This window comes from Microbulbifer mixtoriginis (SeqCode) (genome assembly GCF_052467235.1).
In genome coordinates, this window is sequence record NZ_CP174305.1 from 3,903,172 (window position 1) to 3,919,468 (window position 16,297).

The window sequence follows — 16,297 nt, forward strand, 5'->3', positions numbered from 1 at the left end:
AAATGGAATTGTAAAATGAAAGTTTTAATAACGGGCGGGTTAGGGTTTATAGGTTATACTTTTGCAAAATTTCTTAAACTTAAAAAACATGATGTTCATATATTAGATAAAAAAACGCCCACCTCTTCACAGAGAAATGAGTTTACTTGCTTTTCATTTGATATGTCCAATAAAGAAAAATTTTCTCTTTTGGGTGAAAAATATGATTATATTTTTCACTTTGCGGCTCAATCAGGAGGATATAAATCTTTATTAGATCCTCAAGAAGATTGTTTATATAATTGTTTGGCTACTGTAAATTTGATAGATTATTGTAAAAAAACAAATATCAAAAAAATAATCTTGTCTTCTTCTATGTCTGTTTATGGAAATAATGAGTTTGTCACAGAAGAAACAAAGGAGAATCCAATTAGCTTTTATGGAGTAAGTAAGCTAGCAAGCGAAAACTATGTTAAGTTGCTATATGAGCATAATAACATTCCTTATACAATTTATAGGTTGTTTGCTACATATGGAGCAGGGCAAGATATGGACAACCTTCACCAAGGAATTGTCAGTATTTATTTGAAATATGCTCTTGATACCGGAGAGGTTCCTATAACGGGAAAAAAAGATAGAGTAAGATCGCTTGTGCATGTAAACGATGTCTGTGAAGCATTTTATCTGTCTATTTCAAATGAAAAAACAGATAGTCAAACATATAATGTTCTGCATGAGGAGCCTCAAACTCCTGAAAAAATAATAAATCAAATTTCAAAAGTGTTAAACAAGAAAGTTTCCATAATAGAAAAAAAAGGTTATGTAGGAGATCAGACACATATAACAGGAGTTAATAATAAGCTAAAGTCAATAGGGTGGGAGCCAAAATTTAATTTATCTTTAGGCGTTAAACACTTTTATGATAATTTTGAGAATATATGAAAAATTTTACAGCAGTCATACCTGTAAGAGCAGGTTCTCAAAGAGTTAAAAACAAAAATTTTAAAAAATTTGCGGATAGCAATCTTCTGCAAATAAAAATCAATCAGGTTAAAAAATTACCAGTTGAAGATATTATAATAAACACTGATTCAGAGTTAGCGATTGAAATCGCAAAAAAGAACAATTTAAAGTATTTTAGAAGAGATCCATATTATGCTTCTTCTGATTGCTCAAATAGCGAGTATCACGAATATTTGGGAAGCACAACCAAATCTAAAAATATTATAGTGACACAGGTTACAAGCCCTCTTGTAAACGAAAAAACTTATTTAGAAGCAATAGAAACATATTTCAAAGGTGATTTCGATTCCTTAATGTCAGTAGTCTCATTTAAAGAGTTTATTATATTTGATAATAAGCCTTTTAATTTCACAAAAAATAAAATGCCAAATTCTCAAGATTTACAAGAATATCTTATCCCCACCTTTGGGCTTGTTATATGCAAAAGAGAAAAATTGATAGAAGATAAGAACTATTTGTGTGGCCAAACTCACTACTATAAGATTTCTAGTGAAGAATCAATAGATATTGATACCGAAATGGATTTTAAAATAGCAGAAATGCTATATAAGGACAAATTTAATATTTAATTAAAGTCATTATTTACTGTCAAATGAGATTACATTCCCAACTCTAGTAAATGAGTACCGCTTGGATATATGAACTGGTGTATGTTTCAGTAGCCTAAATTATTATAAAGATTGACAGAGGGGCAATTGCGGTTTTCCTTTAAGGTATTAAAATGGAGAGTGTTCGCAGGCAAAAAAACAGCTGAAGCAACTGGTTAATCTAATCAATCGGTGTATTAGTGTATAAGTTTTATTACTGGGTCTGGTGACTATGACTTAGTTTATTGTGCTCTTCTCATGCTTTGGGCCCTTTTGCAATTGAGTAGTACCTGCATACCTCAATGGACGATTTTGGTTAATAGAGGGTTGCTCTGTCACCATATTACAAAAATGTTTCATTCGATTGCTTCACTTTGCTAGAATCCGCGACGATTTTGAGAGAGTAAGTTCACGGAGGATTTCGAATGAAAACCATTGCATCCTTATCTGTAGTAGCTATGGCTGTTGCTGCTGCTATTCCTGCACAGGCCAACACAACGTTTGATTTGCCGAATTTTAGCCAATGCTCCGAGGCTGCGACTCAGAGCAATACAAATGACCGTGAGGTGTACCGCATTTTTTCAGATTTCTACTATGAAATTGAAGATAAGCGCGAGTATGCCGTTATCGCGGTGAAAAACTGGGCAAAAAACTTTGCCTCTAGCTGTATCACTTCCACCACTCAAATCACATTAGATGATGTACAGTGTGATGATTTTATCGGTGGTGCGCCAGTTTGCCGTATAGAAAGTGATGAAGGTGACTATGTTGTTGTAAAAGACTACGTTGATTCCACCAATGTAGTCCTTTCCAAGCATGACCAACAAAACTGGCCTGCAGTTCACACCTCTAATGACATGGACATGCTGTGGATGGCCAATCCTGCGAAGTGTTACTCCGACCTTCTAAAGTCTGGTGTGGATTCCCAGGCGTATTACCTGGATGCCTATAATTACCGTTACTTTGGTGATTACCGATTTGTGTTGGCTAGAACTACACGTGATCTGGTGCAAAATCTGGCTGGACAATCTAATCAATGTGCCTATGAAACGATAGGTATTGAAGCCAATAAAATGGAGTGTTCAGAGACCTCTGGCGGTACTAAAATATGTGCTTCCAGGCACACCAATGCAGGTTATTTCGTATTTGTTAGTGATGACAACCACGGAATGCATGTGGTATTTAATCGCTGGGACTGATAAGTATTGATGGTTGTGAAAGCTCCTCAAGTGGGAGCTTTTTTTGTTTCTCTGTGATATTTCCCTGTTAATAAGATAGGCTTTTTGTTCTCCAATACGCTTAACTGTCCCTGGCCCCATTTCAAAGTAATCTCTAACTTTTTAAGCTGAGGGAATAAACAACTGGTTTCAGCTACTCAGTATGAAGGTAATTCCTGAGAGCTTTGGCTACCGCCTCTCCCCTTGTTCTGAAAAATACTCCTTTCGCTGAATATTGATTTTAGGGGCAGTATTTATTTCCCCTTGCTATAAGTGCTTTAGGCTGATAGCCTGAAAATGTGATCACATTTTCAGGCTTTTGAAGACTCTTATTTTTTTGATAAATAAATTCAGGGAGTAGAAGTATGCAGGGTGAAATAATAACTGCCACGCCAAAGCATGCCGATATAGTAGCGCATCTAGTTGCCAAGCTATTAATGGCTTTGGTGGGGCATAAGCGTGAAATCGAACCTGATCAACTCATTGAGGCAAGTAACAAGCTGCTGGTAAGGGAGAGTGCTTATAATGCTTTTCTTTATAGAGTTGAGGGTGAGATTATTGCTGTTATTACCGTTTCCAGGTCTGCAGCTATTTATGCTGGGGGGTATTATGGCGTAATTGAAGAGTTTTACGTAGAGCCTGAATACCGAAGTCAGTCGATTGGAAAAAAAATGCTGGACCGAGTGGTTTATTTTGCAAGAGAGCAGGGGTGGCCACGTTTGGAGGTGAGTACACCAGAGAAGGACAAGTGGAGCAGGACAGCAGATTTTTATCGTCGGGAAGGATTTTCAGATAACTCTAATGGGGAGAGGTTGAAGCTGGAATTATAGTCCTTATATTCCTATAAGGTTCGGTACGTTCTGTATGCCTATTTTCCTTGCGGTTTTTATTGATTGTATCGGGCCCTATATAGGCTGGGGAATCGGTGTGTATTAAAGTGGGAAGGTTTATATTAATTCGCTCTCATCCTTTAAATTTAGGACTTTGTAAGGGTGCCTCAACAAGCTTTCTACAAATAATACTTCTATAACATTGAGCGTTGAGAGTGGACGGGAAATATATGCTATGCCGATTAATGTAAATATTTGTTTGGTGGTGAAAAACTCCCTGCTTTAGCCTTTTAACCTTTTAACCTTTTAACCTTTTAACCTTTTAACCTTTTAACCTTTTAACCTTTTAACCTTTTAACCTTTTAACCTTTTAGCCTTTAAGGCTGAATAAATCGTTGTGGCAACATTAAGTTGCACGATTTTTTAGTGGTAAATGTCTAGGGGGTTGTGGTGGTTGAAATAAAAATAGAGTTTGGCTCTTTGAGATTTTCTAGCCTAGATGTTCGGAATTACAATAAGTACTGAAAAAGATTCTCATTTCCGTCTGAGTTAATGCTTGGAAATATGATTTAGTAGATGTTTTATTGATATTATTTTGCCTGACTGTTTAGTTCTGTAGGGCGCTTATGCTTTACGGAAAAACTGGTTAACAGTGTCATCATCTCGTTCTTGATTTTTGCGGTTTAATATAATTAACTGCCGCTCGGGTTTAAATATTTTCACCTTTGGTGTGCTCGCCAAGCTGGGGAATAATAAATATATATCGCTTGGTGAAGAGGGTGTTAAAAATCAAATATGAATACATTGCACTAAATTTATAAACATAAGGTCAGTTAAAGCAGTCGGCCGTTTTTATTACAAGGAAAATAATGAAACGTCGCGATCTTCTGAAAGCCGCAGGTGCTCTATCGGCACTGCCACTGGCTGGTATGACCAGTTCTACAGCTCAGGCAAGTAATCGCCTAGAGGATTCCACCTTCCCAAAGTCAATTATGCATGGCAGCCTGCAGGATTCTTCCGGTTTCCTTAAGGTGGTTCAAGGTAACTTGCCTGATGATGTTACCGGCCATTTGTTGATGGCCGAGGGGATTCCTCTCGCTCCTAACCATTTGACTCCAAATGGAAAAGGTGCGCTTACCCGGTTGGATTTCAGTGGTAGAGCCAGTAATGGCAGTGTGGCTTATACGCGAAAAATGATCAGAACCGCCTCTGCAATTATGCAGGAGCAAGATTTGAGTGGTTTCGATAAGTTTAATTTGCTGGGGGGAACTATCTATTCCAGCCCAAATCTTGGCTTTATGAATTATTGCAATACGGCCCCCAATTATATGGGGGAAAATCGCTTTGCGATGAGCTATGAGGGTGGGGTGCCCTATGAGTTCGATGCTACCACTCTGGAAATGATAACCCCTATTGGTGAGGTGGGAGAGTGGGAATCCAGTCTTCCTCCTCTATTGGATAACCTAACGCCAAAGAAGTGGTTGTTCCCACAAATTCGCACTACTGGTCACCCCTTCTTTGATTTGGCGTCCGGTGAGTGCATTACCATCAATTATGGTGGCAATATGGGTGACTCCGGTCGCTCGGGCTTTATTCGCTTGATTTCCTGGGATCAGCGGGGGGCTTTCAAAAGCTGGAATATTCGTGATCGCCAGGGAAATAACGCTTATATCGCGGCCAGTTCCCACTCCCTGGGGGTTACTCGTAACCATGTCATTATTTTTGAGACCGCGGCGAGGGTCGAATCCACTCGTATTCTCGGTACCCATATTGTGCTGCCGCAGGAACACAAAACTCGCTGTTGGGTGATACGCAAGTCGGATATGGTACCTGGGCGTGAGGATATTATTGCTGACTACCTGGAGCTGGGCTTTGATACCTCCGATATTGTTTGCAACTATGACGACAGTGCCGGTGAAATCACTCTCTATGGCCAGTATATGGGAGCCATGGATAAGTCTGAACAGCTGTTCCGCTATGAAATATTCCAAGAGGGTGGGCTAGTGCCCAAGTGGTTGTCCGGCTATCCGGCGGCGCCTGTGGATGTTGGAGGTCTGGTGCGGGCTAGAATTCAGGTAACGTCCAACTTTGCACGGGAAATCAAAGACGATTACCGGGTTATCCGCGATGAAAACCTCCTTTGGGATATGAATGACCCAGCTTATCGAGGGCACTTTCAGTTTCCAGAGACATTTGAGCATCTGTATTGGGCTGCGGTGGGCTACCGCCCAGATTTGGTTTCTATGCGCGTTTCCTGGGCATACCGCAATTACCCAGAACGTTTTTATAGTTATTGGGATATGCCCGAGCAAAGTAAGCCATCTGCTTTGGTGCATATGGATTGCACCCGCATGCAAATTGCCGATGCTTATCAGTTCCCCGATGACTGTGTGATGCGGACACCGCAGTTTATGGCGCGGCCTGGATCCACCGCGCAGAATGATGGTTATCTAATTGCTGCGGTTGTTCGGAAAAATCCGAGTAGTGCGCAATCCAACGGTAAAGAGTTCTGGATATTTGATGCTGCCGCACTTAGCCGGGGGCCACTCTGTATCCTCGCCAGTGAGTCTTTGGAATTTGCTACCACTAACCATGCCCTGTGGGTGCCCTCTATAGGTCGCCGTCCAGCTATGGCTTACCGTTCTGGATATGGGGATTTCCTACGTAGTAAAGCGCCTGATCACAGTCGCAATGTTCAGGAAATAATCGACCGGGAGCTACTACCTAGATTTGGTTAATTTTTTCATTAATTGAAATACAACAACTCAGTAATGCAACAACAAGGAAGCAAAGGCATGTACCATCCACTTCTCTCCGGGCGAAGTCATTTGTTGCGCCGGGCTACCAATTTCTTGTGTGCGGCAGGTTTGTTTTTTGCTGCGGGGGCTTCGGCGGAGCAGTTACCTCCCCCCATTGATGTACCTGAGGTTTTGAAAAACTATCAGGACACCCAGGATTGTTTTCCCGGTGTTATTCATGACCCTTCAACAATCGCTGAGGTACAGTCGATAGTGCGCGATGCTGCGGCTCAGGGGCGCAAGGTCATGACCGGTACCCGGCGCTTTAACAGCCAGATAGACGCGGCTTGTGCGGGCAACGGCGAAGTGCAAATCACTCTGGAAAATATGAACCAGGTGGTTAGCCTGGATAAAGAAAACCGCTTGGTAACTGTTCAAGCTGGTATGCGTTTTAATGATCTAGCAGCCTATTTGCGTGAGCATGAACTCAGTGTACCGATGGTTACTGAGCTGGCGATCTTCTCGATTGGCGGGATGCTCGGCAGCGGCACTCATGGATCCACCTTTACTCAGAAAAGCAATATGATTTCTGACTATGTCACCGAGATAAAGCTCGTTGATGGCAAGGGGAATCTGCGTGTAATCACTGGTGAACTACTCAATGCTGCGCGGGTTAACCTTGGTGTTTTGGGGGTTGTGGTTGAAGTGACTATTGAAGCCGAACCCGGCTACAAGGTGCAAGCCAAAGTGAAGGGGCACCGGGATGACAGCGATCTGGAGAATGTCATTTTGGGCTTGGCTCGGGATAACCACTCCGCAAATATTGCCTGGTTCCCAGGTCTCGGCCGCTATACGGTTACTACTTATAATAAGGTTCCTTTGGACACCCGGGGCAATGCTTATAACGCTCAAGCTGATGTCTCGGATTTTTCCGAATATCTCTTTGGCCTGATTTTTGATAGCTTGCATGAAGCCGACAGTGCTGCCCTGCAGTGCTTTGCCGCATCTCTGCGCTATACGGCCCGCTCCAGTTCTTATTTCCGCGATGTAAATACCGGTCTAAAGAAATTCATCAAGCCCACGGGGCACGCGGATCTGATGCAGCATTTTGTCTGTAAAGAGCCGAACAATTGTGTTTGGGATAAGTTGCCGATTGCCTTGCAGGAAGTGGCCATACCTTTTGAGGAGCTGCCCAACTGGATTGCCGATGTGCGCCAGATTATTGCCCACAGTGAGCGCACCTGCTTCCCCTTGAACGGTATTTACTTCCGCTTTGGTAAGGCCTCCGATAGCTATCTGGGAATGAGTGCTGGGCGCGACACCGCTTTTGTAGGTATTGAGTATACTCTGCGCCAGCGCGGTGAGGCGGTGCCTAAAAACTACTTTGTAAACCTGGAAATTGAGCAGATGTCGCTACGCAAATATGGCGCCAGACCGCACTGGGGTAAGAATTCGGTGGCTATTTTTGAGGATATGCCCTCGCGCTTCCCGAAATGGTCTCAGTTCCTTGATGCCAAGGCGGAATTGGATCCTGAGAATGTCTTTACCAATCCATTCTGGCAGCGGGTTAGTGGCCAAGACCCTCTTGAGAATTATCTAACGCCCCAATGTAATGCTGACGGGCAGTGCTATTGCAGAACCGATGCACATTGTGAGCAAGGGGCAACTTGCCAAGCAGGTAATTGGTATTCCGAGGCGCGGATATGTAAGAAAGATTAGGCTTGTATTGATACAAAAGGAGTGGTGGTTTCACCACTCTTTTTTATTTTATTGATGATTGAGTGTTAATTCTTTGAAAGGTGCTCTTTAATATACAGGCAAAACTTTTCTGGATTTTCTATTGGCAACATGTGATTTTCTGAAGCCGCTTGCAATAATTTAGATGAAGGAGTGTGACTGGCAGCAGATTTGGATACTATCTGAAAGAGATTTCTGGTATTACTGCCGTATCCAATCGTAGTGGGGATTTGGATTTTCGACAGGTGCTCTTTATCCAGGCAGGGCTTTTCAGTTTGAGAGAGTTGTAAGGGCAGGGTGTGAGCATTCTCCAGTTGCTGGGCCCGAAGTACTGGTGCTTGTGAAGAGAAATAGCCAGCTCTGTTCCCGGAACCATCAATAAGAAACGCCACAGCCTCCTCAAGCTTACCATTGTCAACCGCTTCGAATACCTTGCCAAACATGGCTTCGGCATCCTGCATAAACGCCTCCATTTTCTTGGCATCCAGATGTCCTGGATAGCCAGGCTCATAGATAAATAAGCTTTTGAACAATTTGGGGGCTTTTATTGCTGCGCTTAAGGCAACATCAGCACCATAAGACCAGGCGATCAAGTGAATGGGGCCATCGCCAAGCGTGGCTGAGAAACTAATTAAATCATCGGCATGAGTTTCAATGCCAAAACTTCCACTCGAGCCTTTATTATCAACACCAAAATGTCTTTGGGTGAGAGAAACAACCCTGTATTCTTTTGCGAGTATACGATGGTGTGGTTCCCACATTCTTTCATCGGCAAGTGCACCATGAAGAAAGAGGACAGTTTCTTTAGGTTTTTCTAGTGAGTGCTTCATCTTTGGTATATAAGCTTTATTATTTATTTCTAACTTTTCACTCTCTGAATTAGAGAGCGCTAATAGCTTGGGTTTGCGCTTCTATGCCTTAAAGTTTTACTCTTTGTAAAGTCTGATAAGGGCCAAGAAGCTGATAGGGGCCAAGTTTACTCCAATCCCCCAAGTTTGTTCGCTTAATAGGGAGAGTGAGTATTCAGCACCGATGCTCAGGCGATATGTATCACTGAAGGGTGGATATATCAATAAAAAGGATGCGCCTACTCCGGTGGCAAGTTTAAAACTCAGAATAGGAGATGTAATCCAGGGGATCTGTACGATAAAAACCCGCTCAAGGTGCTTAATGTTTGAAGGGAATCTCAAAAATTTTATGCCCGCGTATACTGAGTATACAAAAAAGGCAAATACTAGGCTGCTACCAATTGCTTTATTGAATGTTAATTCTCGTGAAATCATGGTATCTGCTGCAACCATAATGCTTCCAATAGAGCCGCCTGCAATTGACGTGGCCAGTAAGATCTTTCTGATTATTGCTTTCAATGACTTCCCTTAAAACACCAATTATTCATATTCTTTTTTGCGGATAGCTTTTCCCAGATCAAGTATATTGATAATTCAATGATCTATGAGAGCCTGTCTCTCAATGAGTTAGCCTGATGGACCCCATTAACAAGAGCAAGATTAATAAACGATCTGCATAGCGAGAGCGCCCGGGTATAACTCAGGCGCTTTAAACTGGAGGATTGCCTTAAAAATTTATCAGGACAGTGGCAGGAGGGTATTTCTGTCTAATTTATTTTTCCAACAACTGATCCAACGGTAATTCAGTGCGGTAACGTACCTGTTTTAGGGAAAAGCTACTCTTAATATGATCAATACCCGGTAACTCCGTCAGTTTTTTATCGAGAAATTCCTGGTAGGCCTGTAGGTTGGGAACAACCACGCGGAGCAGGTAGTCGAAGTCACCGGTCATTAAGTAACATTCCATAACCTCCGGCCATTGGCCGATAACAGATTCAAAATCCTGTAGCTCTTTTTTCACTTGGTGGTTGAGGGTTACCTGAATAAAGACACTAACTGGAAGGCCTACTTTTTCGGGCTCCAAAAGGGTCACGGCGCGCTTGATAAATCCCTGTTCATTGAGATTTTTGACCCGCCGCGAGCATGGCGAGGGGGAAAGGCAGACTTTTTCTGCCAGCTCAATATTGGGAATAGTGGCATCCTCCTGGAGGATCTCCAGGATTTTTTTATCGATGGCATCCAGTAAATAGGCCATGGTTTTTTCCGTATCTCTTCTCTCTGAACGAACACCGGATTATCCGGCTGCTTCACTGCCATGCTGGCATGACAAAACATCCCGGTTGAGTCCTTTCTGGGCAATTATCCTGTTTTATGACTGCGCCGTGAAACCGTTTATTCTTTGTTATCAATATCCGCTCACTAGATCTGTGCTGAGTGACCAGCCACCACCTACTCGTTCACTCAGCTTTCCTGTAACCGACTTGCAAACTAGGAAGGTGGTTACGTGTAGGGGTAGATTCTGCGTCTCTCACAGTGGCGCCCCCGCGTAGGGCCTATTCGATGAATCCCTAAAAAACTGACTTTTTGAGTGAATTGTTGCTGGTAGTTTGTGATCTTTAGCGAGTTGTGTCCGTATTATGCCCTAGCCAGGCTTATTTTGGTATGACCTGCCCGGCCGGGCGGTGTTAATTTTAGCGGCTAGTAAGCAGATGCTTCGGTTTGGCTTTGAGCTGTTTCAGTAGGTGCCGAGAGAAATGTGGCACCGTGGCTATCGTCATCAAACCGGGCAAAAGAAAAGCAATAATGAATTAATAGGTGGTACCCATGGCAATGGTCGAAGGCGATCAGGAGCTGGGCTTTGATACCGAGTATTCTCTCAAAGCCGCATTTACCCGTGATTCTGGCCGAGTCTTTCTGACTGGTATTGATGCGCTGGTGCGCCTGCCGCTCATGCAGAAACGTATGGATGAGCTGGCTGGCCTGAATACTGCGGGCTTTATTTCCGGCTATCGGGGCTCCCCTCTCGGCGGTTACGACCAAGCGCTCTGGCGTCATAAGAAGCTACTCGCTGGGCACGATATCCACTTTGAACCGGGTATTAACGAAGACCTTGGGGCCACCAACATTTGGGGTACCCAGCTAGTCGATCACTACCGAGAGCAGGCTACCCGCGATGGGGTCTTTTCCATTTGGTATGGCAAGGGCCACGGGGTGGATCGCACCGCAGATGTATTTCGCCAGGCGAATATCCAGGGCACCGCCAAACTCGGCGGTGTGCTGGCATTGTGTGGCGATGACCACACCGCTGAGTCCTCCATGTTTTCCCACAACACCGATCAGATTTTTGAATCGGTAATGATGCCGTTGCTGTTTCCCACCAGTATCGACGAGTATCTCACTCTCGGTCTCGCTGGTATTGCACTTTCGCGCTTTTCCGGTCTGTGGGTAGGGTTCAAGGCCATTACCGAAACGGTAGAGGCCGGTGCCTCTCTGGTGGTTCCAAGCTTGCCACAGTTCACTATTCCGGCGGACTTCCCCATTCCTGCCCATGGCTTGAATTATGACCCGCACCTGAATTGGCCCGCTGAGCGCCTGGAGTACGAGCGCCGTATGCTGGAGGAGCGCTTGCCGGCGGCGCAGGCCTTTGCCTATGTCAATCGCCTGGATAAAACAACGCATGAAAGCGAGCGCAAGCGCTTTGGAATCGTGACTGTGGGCAAGGCCCATGGGGACCTGCTGGAAGCGTTACAACTGCTCAACCTGAGCGAGGAAAATCTGCGCCAGGCGGGCATTGCCATTTATAAGGTGGCGATGTCATGGCCCCTGGAGCCTCGCGGTATCAGTGAGTTTGCCGACGGCATGGAACGACTGCTGGTGGTGGAGGAAAAACGCCCGCTGGTGGAAGACCAGTTGAAGAAACTGCTGTATGGCTGGGAGGACAACCGCCGCCCGAAAGTAGTCGGTAAGAAGGACCTCAATGGTGAAGATCTGCTGCCGGCGATCTGGGGTTTTGGACCAGATCAGGTGGCCAAGGCGATTACCCGCTGGCTGGCAGATACTGACCTCGCACAGCGTTTGATCCCCCTGGCAGAAAAATTGGGAGGCAATGTGCCTCAGCGAGCACAAGGCCTGTTGGCGCGGGAGCCAATTTTCTGTGCTGGCTGCCCCCACAATACTTCCACCAAACTACCGGAGGGCAGCCTCGGCAGTGCCGGCATTGGCTGTCATATCATGGCGCTGGGCAAGGGGCTGCGCACCGATACTTACTCCCATATGGGCGGTGAAGGCGCCCATTGGGTGGGGTTGCACCGCTTCTCGAATGCCGAGCATATTTTCCAAAATATGGGAGATGGTACCTATAACCACTCCGGTTTATTGGCGATTCGCCAGGCAGTCGCCAGTAAGGTCAATATCACCTACAAAATCCTTCTCAACGATGCGGTGGCTATGACCGGTGGCCAGCCTGCCGATGGCGAGGTAAACGCTCCAAGTCTGGCCGCGCAGCTGCTGGCAGAAGGCGTTGGGGTGGTGGTTCTGCTCAGTGAAAACCCCGATCACTGGCATCAGCACCGCGGCCAGTTGCCGGCGAAAGTGGAAGTGTTAGACCGTTCAGAGCTGGATGCCGTCCAGCGCCGTCTGCGTGAAACGCCGGGTGTCACCGCCATTATTTACGAGCAGGTGTGCGCCGCAGAAAAACGCCGGCGCCGCAAGAAAAAACTGATGGTGGATCCGCCCAAGCGCCTACTGATTAACCAGCGCGTGTGTGAGGGTTGTGGTGATTGCAGTGTGCAGTCGAGCTGTATCGCCGTGGAGCCCCTGGAAACCCCCTATGGCCGCAAGCGTCAGATCAATCAGTCCAGCTGTAACAAAGATATGCGCTGTGCCGATGGCTTCTGTCCCAGTTTTGTCACCATCGAGGGTGGTGAGCTGAAGAAACCGCCGGTTCAGTCTCTGGCTGAGTCCCTGGATTCTGCCATCGTCGATTTGCCGCCAGCGCCGGTGGCAGCCCTGGAACAACCTATTAGCATCTTGGTGGCCGGTATCGGCGGCAGCGGTGTACTCACTGTGGCGGCACTTTTGGGTATGGCCGCGCACCTGGAAGACAAGGGCAGTACCACGCTGTATTTCACCGGCCTATCACAGAAAAATGGTGCGGTGGTCGCCCACGTAAAAGTGGGTGCGCGCCCGGAAGCCATCACTACTGCACGTATCCGCGATGGCGCCGCTGAGCTGCTGCTCGGTTGCGATATGGTCACCGCTGCGGGCCAGCGCCCGAAATTTGCCACGGGCAAAATGCGTGCGCTGGTGAATACGGCGGAGGTGCCGGTGGCGGCCTTCGTACGAGACAACGAATTAGCTTTCCCGGCGGATGCCACCCAACAGAGCATTGAGTCCCTCTGTGCCGAGTATTTCGCCTTCGATGCGAATAAGTACGCACAGGCGCTGTTTGGCGATACGGTTGCCAGCAACCTGATGATTATGGGCTTCGCCTGTCAGAAGGGACTGCTGCCAATTGGTGAGGCGGCACTGGAGCGGGCCATCGAACTGAATGGTGTGGCAGTGGAAAATAACCTGCGCGCATTCCGTGCGGGGCGCTTGTTGGCGACGGACCCGAGGGCGATAGAAAAGCTGGCGGTACCGGCGCAGCCCGTAAAGATGATCGAGCCGCAGGAATCTGTGGAGCAACTGATCGCGCGTTTGAGCCGCGAGCTGGTTGAATATCAAAATGCCGCTTACGCTCACCAGTTCACACAGGGTATCGAGCATTTATACCGAGCGGAGCTGGCTCTTGCCGGCACGACGGGGGAATTGACCCGCACTGCAGCCAACAGCTTGTTCAAAGCCATGGCCTATAAAGATGAGTACGAGGTAGCGCGCCTGTACAGCGGCGAGGATTTCCAGCGTCAGTTGCGCGAGACTTTTAGCGGTGATTATTCCCTCAAATTCCATATGGCCCCGCCATTGCTGGCACGCCCCGATGCCAGTGGCCGGGTGCGCAAGATGCAGTTTGGCCCTTGGATGGGCCGCTTAATGCCATTGTTGGCACGTGGTAAAGCGTTGCGTGGTTCCGTGCTGGATGTGTTTGGCTACACCGAAGAGCGCCGCGCCGAACGGGACTGGGCGCGCCAGGTGGCACAGGCGGTGAAGTCGGTGGCGGCTCAGCTAAGCGCTGACAATCTTGCCGAAGCCCAGGAATTGCTGGCAATTCCTATGCAAGTGCGCGGTTACGGGCATGTGCGTGAGCAGAAATTTGCCCAGGTACAGGAGCGCTGGCAGCAGTTATTCACCCAGTTTACCGCGGGGAACAAGGAGCAGGCGCCGGTGGCGGTTTCCTGAGCCCCTGGGTAAGCAACGGAAAGAGTGCATCGGAAATAAGTAAGGAATGGATGTATGGCAGGGACGCCAGTGATATTTCTTACCGTGTACCTGGAGGCAAAATCTATCGGGTCTAACCCGGCCGAAAGGGGATCAGCGGATTGAGAAACAGACCGCGGACTCCAGTGAGTGAAACCGGAGCTTCTACTGCGGAAAAACACAGGCAGTCCATGTCCTGAGTGGCGATGGGCCTGTGTACCTGCCCCGGCTCGCGCAGGACAAAATCCCCCCGCCCATAGATACCGTTGTGATCGGAAAAGCTGCCGTGCAGTACCAGGGCGAATTCCCGCCCACGGTGATCGTGTTTCGGTAGTCCGCTGCCGCTGCGCAGGCTGTGAAAAGCCACTTCATACTCTCTCTGTCCAGACTTGAGCCGGCATATTTGTAGGTTGCGAGTCAGGGTCTTCCAGCGCCTGTTTGGATTGCTGGCCAATAATTTATTTAACACTTTGGGTAAGTGGTCCATAGCCGGTTCCCTGCTGACCGGGGCCGGGGTGGAGCTTTCTTCATTTTTGTGGAGGATTTTCTCCGGGATCTGGCTGATGCGTTCCATCAGGCGCTCGAAGGCGTTGGCTTGCAATGGCTGCGCCGGGCTCCCATTTAGGAGGGAGCCACCGAGATTGTTCAGGGTATGCAATTGGGATCGGCAATCAGCACACATCTGCACATGGGCTGCAACAACCAGGCTGGGGCCCCTGGCCAAGCTGCCTGAGGCGTATTCCAACAGAAGGTTTTCATCCGGGTGATGGCGAATCATTGGATGTTTACCTGACGAACCGAGCTTGCAATTTCTTCATGGCCAGGCGCACCCTGGATTTGACCGTGCCCAAGGGGAGGCGCAATTCTTCGGAGATCTCGCTGTGGGATTTTCCCTCCATATAGGCCTTTTCCAAAATGTGGCACTGTTCAGCGGGCAGGGCGCTGAGGCCATCGGCAATATCGCGCTCGTTGCGCTTGTGTTGTAAGAACAGCAGCGGCTGGCTTTCCAGGTTCTCATCCCAAATATCGGCCACATCAACATCGTTGTCGCGATTTTGATGGCGCTGGTTGCGGCGCAGCATGTCAATACGGCAATTGCGCATAATAGTGAATATCCAAGTGCTGGCCGAGGCCTTGCCCTGGTCAAAGCGGGGGGCTTTATGCCATACCTTGAGCATAACTTCCTGCACCAGTTCATCGGCCGCTTCGGCGTTGAGTGCCTGGGTACTGCGGCTGTGGTGGAAGCCCTTAATGAGCGGGGCAAAATGTCGGAAAACACGCTCAAACGCCTGGCGGTCGCGCTGAGCGCCAACCTGCGTTAGCAGCCTGCTCCAGTCGTCCTTGTAGTCCTGGGAAGCTTTCACCGCAATTCCATTGCCGTTTTGTCTTTGCCTATGCGCCATATTAGCGCTCTCTAATGTTGTGTCGATCCTTACTACGCATCTGCGCACTAAATGGATTGGGTTATTTTTATTTTGGCGCTGTGATCTGCCATTGGCAGGCTAACGTAAATCAGAGGGGTAGCGCCGCGGAATACAGTGGAAGGGAAAATGAGCAGCCGCACATTGGTAAAAGAAGTCCAGTCTTATTATCGGGATTTTTTGGTTAGAGACCCGGCGGAACTGTCAAATATGTACAGTGACAAAATTGTGTTTCGCGATCCTCTGCACCGAATCGAGGGGCTCCCCGCCCTCAAGGCCTATTTCTCTGATATGAGCCACGGCCTTACCCAGTGTCGCTTTCGCTTTGAGGAGGCTTCCATTACCCGTGATAGTGCCTGCCTGCCCTGGTATATGCACTATGCACACCAGTCTTTGAAGGGCGGCCGGCCGCTGCGTTTACGCGGTTGTAGTTTGGTGCGTTTTTCTGACAAAGTGTTTTATCACGAAGATTTCTATGACATGGGGGCAATGGTGTACGAGCAGGTGCCCCTGCTGGGCTCCCTGTTGCGCAGGATTAAGTTGCGTCTGGAGCGGGGCTGAC

The 16,297-nt window shown here is 47.4% G+C and carries 13 protein-coding genes; 8 read left to right on the forward strand and 5 right to left on the reverse strand.

Annotated elements, in window-relative coordinates:
• Positions 1–15: 15 nt before the first annotated feature.
• From ACJJIO_RS17035 to ACJJIO_RS17060, 6 genes are all read left to right on the forward strand, one after another.
• Positions 16–921 carry an NAD-dependent epimerase/dehydratase family protein gene (locus tag ACJJIO_RS17035; RefSeq protein ID WP_444909193.1) on the forward strand — a complete coding sequence of 302 codons (906 nt, stop codon included), beginning with the start codon at positions 16–18 and terminating at the stop codon, positions 919–921.
• Positions 918–1,571 (forward strand): acylneuraminate cytidylyltransferase family protein, encoded by a 654-nt coding sequence (locus tag ACJJIO_RS17040; RefSeq protein WP_444909194.1) that lies wholly within the window; start codon positions 918–920, stop codon positions 1,569–1,571. Before ACJJIO_RS17035 ends, ACJJIO_RS17040 begins: the two co-directional genes overlap by 4 nt.
• A 443-nt stretch (positions 1,572–2,014) precedes the next feature.
• On the forward strand, positions 2,015–2,788 hold the full coding sequence (locus tag ACJJIO_RS17045) for a hypothetical protein (protein WP_444909195.1): 774 nt from the start codon (positions 2,015–2,017) through the stop codon (positions 2,786–2,788).
• Between the two features lie 383 nt (positions 2,789–3,171).
• Positions 3,172–3,636: a GNAT family N-acetyltransferase gene (locus ACJJIO_RS17050; RefSeq protein WP_444909196.1), complete on the forward strand. Its 465-nt coding sequence runs from the start codon at positions 3,172–3,174 to the stop codon at positions 3,634–3,636.
• An 869-nt stretch (positions 3,637–4,505) separates the two neighbouring features.
• Positions 4,506–6,374, forward strand: coding sequence for a carotenoid oxygenase family protein (locus tag ACJJIO_RS17055; RefSeq protein ID WP_444909197.1), 1,869 nt, complete (start codon positions 4,506–4,508; stop codon positions 6,372–6,374).
• Positions 6,375–6,431: 57 nt separating this feature from the next.
• On the forward strand, positions 6,432–8,093 hold the full coding sequence (locus ACJJIO_RS17060; protein WP_252082302.1) for a D-arabinono-1,4-lactone oxidase: 1,662 nt from the start codon (positions 6,432–6,434) through the stop codon (positions 8,091–8,093).
• A 65-nt stretch (positions 8,094–8,158) separates the two neighbouring features.
• Here ACJJIO_RS17060 and ACJJIO_RS17065 read toward each other — a convergent pair whose 3' ends face one another.
• The 3 genes from ACJJIO_RS17065 to ACJJIO_RS17075 form a co-directional block, all read right to left on the reverse strand.
• Positions 8,159–8,941 carry an alpha/beta fold hydrolase gene (locus tag ACJJIO_RS17065; protein WP_444902686.1) on the reverse strand — a complete coding sequence of 261 codons (783 nt, stop codon included), beginning with the start codon at positions 8,939–8,941 and terminating at the stop codon, positions 8,159–8,161.
• Between the two features lie 96 nt (positions 8,942–9,037).
• Positions 9,038–9,478 carry a hypothetical protein gene (locus ACJJIO_RS17070; RefSeq protein WP_444902685.1) on the reverse strand — a complete coding sequence of 147 codons (441 nt, stop codon included), beginning with the start codon at positions 9,476–9,478 and terminating at the stop codon, positions 9,038–9,040.
• A gap of 253 nt (positions 9,479–9,731) precedes the next feature.
• Positions 9,732–10,214 carry an Lrp/AsnC family transcriptional regulator gene (locus ACJJIO_RS17075; protein WP_152456185.1) on the reverse strand — a complete coding sequence of 161 codons (483 nt, stop codon included), beginning with the start codon at positions 10,212–10,214 and terminating at the stop codon, positions 9,732–9,734.
• A gap of 569 nt (positions 10,215–10,783) precedes the next feature.
• On the opposite strand from ACJJIO_RS17075, the gene ACJJIO_RS17080 reads away from it, so the two are divergent.
• Complete coding sequence (locus ACJJIO_RS17080) at positions 10,784–14,296, forward strand: indolepyruvate ferredoxin oxidoreductase family protein (protein WP_444909198.1); 3,513 nt, start codon at positions 10,784–10,786, stop codon at positions 14,294–14,296.
• A gap of 112 nt (positions 14,297–14,408) precedes the next feature.
• Here the strand turns inward: ACJJIO_RS17080 and ACJJIO_RS17085 are convergent, their stop codons facing one another.
• Both ACJJIO_RS17085 and ACJJIO_RS17090 read right to left on the reverse strand, forming a co-directional pair.
• Complete coding sequence (locus tag ACJJIO_RS17085; RefSeq protein ID WP_444902683.1) at positions 14,409–15,092, reverse strand: ChrR family anti-sigma-E factor; 684 nt, start codon at positions 15,090–15,092, stop codon at positions 14,409–14,411.
• Between the two features lie 7 nt (positions 15,093–15,099).
• Positions 15,100–15,717 (reverse strand): sigma-70 family RNA polymerase sigma factor, encoded by a 618-nt coding sequence (locus ACJJIO_RS17090; RefSeq protein ID WP_252082293.1) that lies wholly within the window; start codon positions 15,715–15,717, stop codon positions 15,100–15,102.
• Between the two features lie 147 nt (positions 15,718–15,864).
• Between ACJJIO_RS17090 and ACJJIO_RS17095 the strand changes: the two genes are divergently transcribed.
• Complete coding sequence (locus ACJJIO_RS17095; protein ID WP_252082292.1) at positions 15,865–16,296, forward strand: nuclear transport factor 2 family protein; 432 nt, start codon at positions 15,865–15,867, stop codon at positions 16,294–16,296.
• Position 16,297: the final 1 nt, after the last annotated feature.

Excerpts from the sequence above, each read along its gene's own strand:
- ACJJIO_RS17035 (WP_444909193.1), top strand. The coding sequence starts at position 16 with ATGAAAGTTTTAATAACGGGCGGGTTAGGGTTTATAGGTTATACTTTT.
- ACJJIO_RS17040 (WP_444909194.1), top strand. The coding sequence starts at position 918 with ATGAAAAATTTTACAGCAGTCATACCTGTAAGAGCAGGTTCTCAAAGA.
- ACJJIO_RS17045 (WP_444909195.1), top strand. The coding sequence starts at position 2,015 with ATGAAAACCATTGCATCCTTATCTGTAGTAGCTATGGCTGTTGCTGCT.
- ACJJIO_RS17050 (WP_444909196.1), top strand. The coding sequence starts at position 3,172 with ATGCAGGGTGAAATAATAACTGCCACGCCAAAGCATGCCGATATAGTA.
- ACJJIO_RS17055 (WP_444909197.1), top strand. The coding sequence starts at position 4,506 with ATGAAACGTCGCGATCTTCTGAAAGCCGCAGGTGCTCTATCGGCACTG.
- ACJJIO_RS17060 (WP_252082302.1), top strand. The coding sequence starts at position 6,432 with ATGTACCATCCACTTCTCTCCGGGCGAAGTCATTTGTTGCGCCGGGCT.
- ACJJIO_RS17065 (WP_444902686.1), bottom strand. The coding sequence starts at position 8,941 with ATGAAGCACTCACTAGAAAAACCTAAAGAAACTGTCCTCTTTCTTCAT.
- ACJJIO_RS17075 (WP_152456185.1), bottom strand. The coding sequence starts at position 10,214 with ATGGCCTATTTACTGGATGCCATCGATAAAAAAATCCTGGAGATCCTC.
- ACJJIO_RS17080 (WP_444909198.1), top strand. The coding sequence starts at position 10,784 with ATGGCAATGGTCGAAGGCGATCAGGAGCTGGGCTTTGATACCGAGTAT.
- ACJJIO_RS17085 (WP_444902683.1), bottom strand. The coding sequence starts at position 15,092 with ATGATTCGCCATCACCCGGATGAAAACCTTCTGTTGGAATACGCCTCA.
- ACJJIO_RS17090 (WP_252082293.1), bottom strand. The coding sequence starts at position 15,717 with ATGGCGCATAGGCAAAGACAAAACGGCAATGGAATTGCGGTGAAAGCT.
- ACJJIO_RS17095 (WP_252082292.1), top strand. The coding sequence starts at position 15,865 with ATGAGCAGCCGCACATTGGTAAAAGAAGTCCAGTCTTATTATCGGGAT.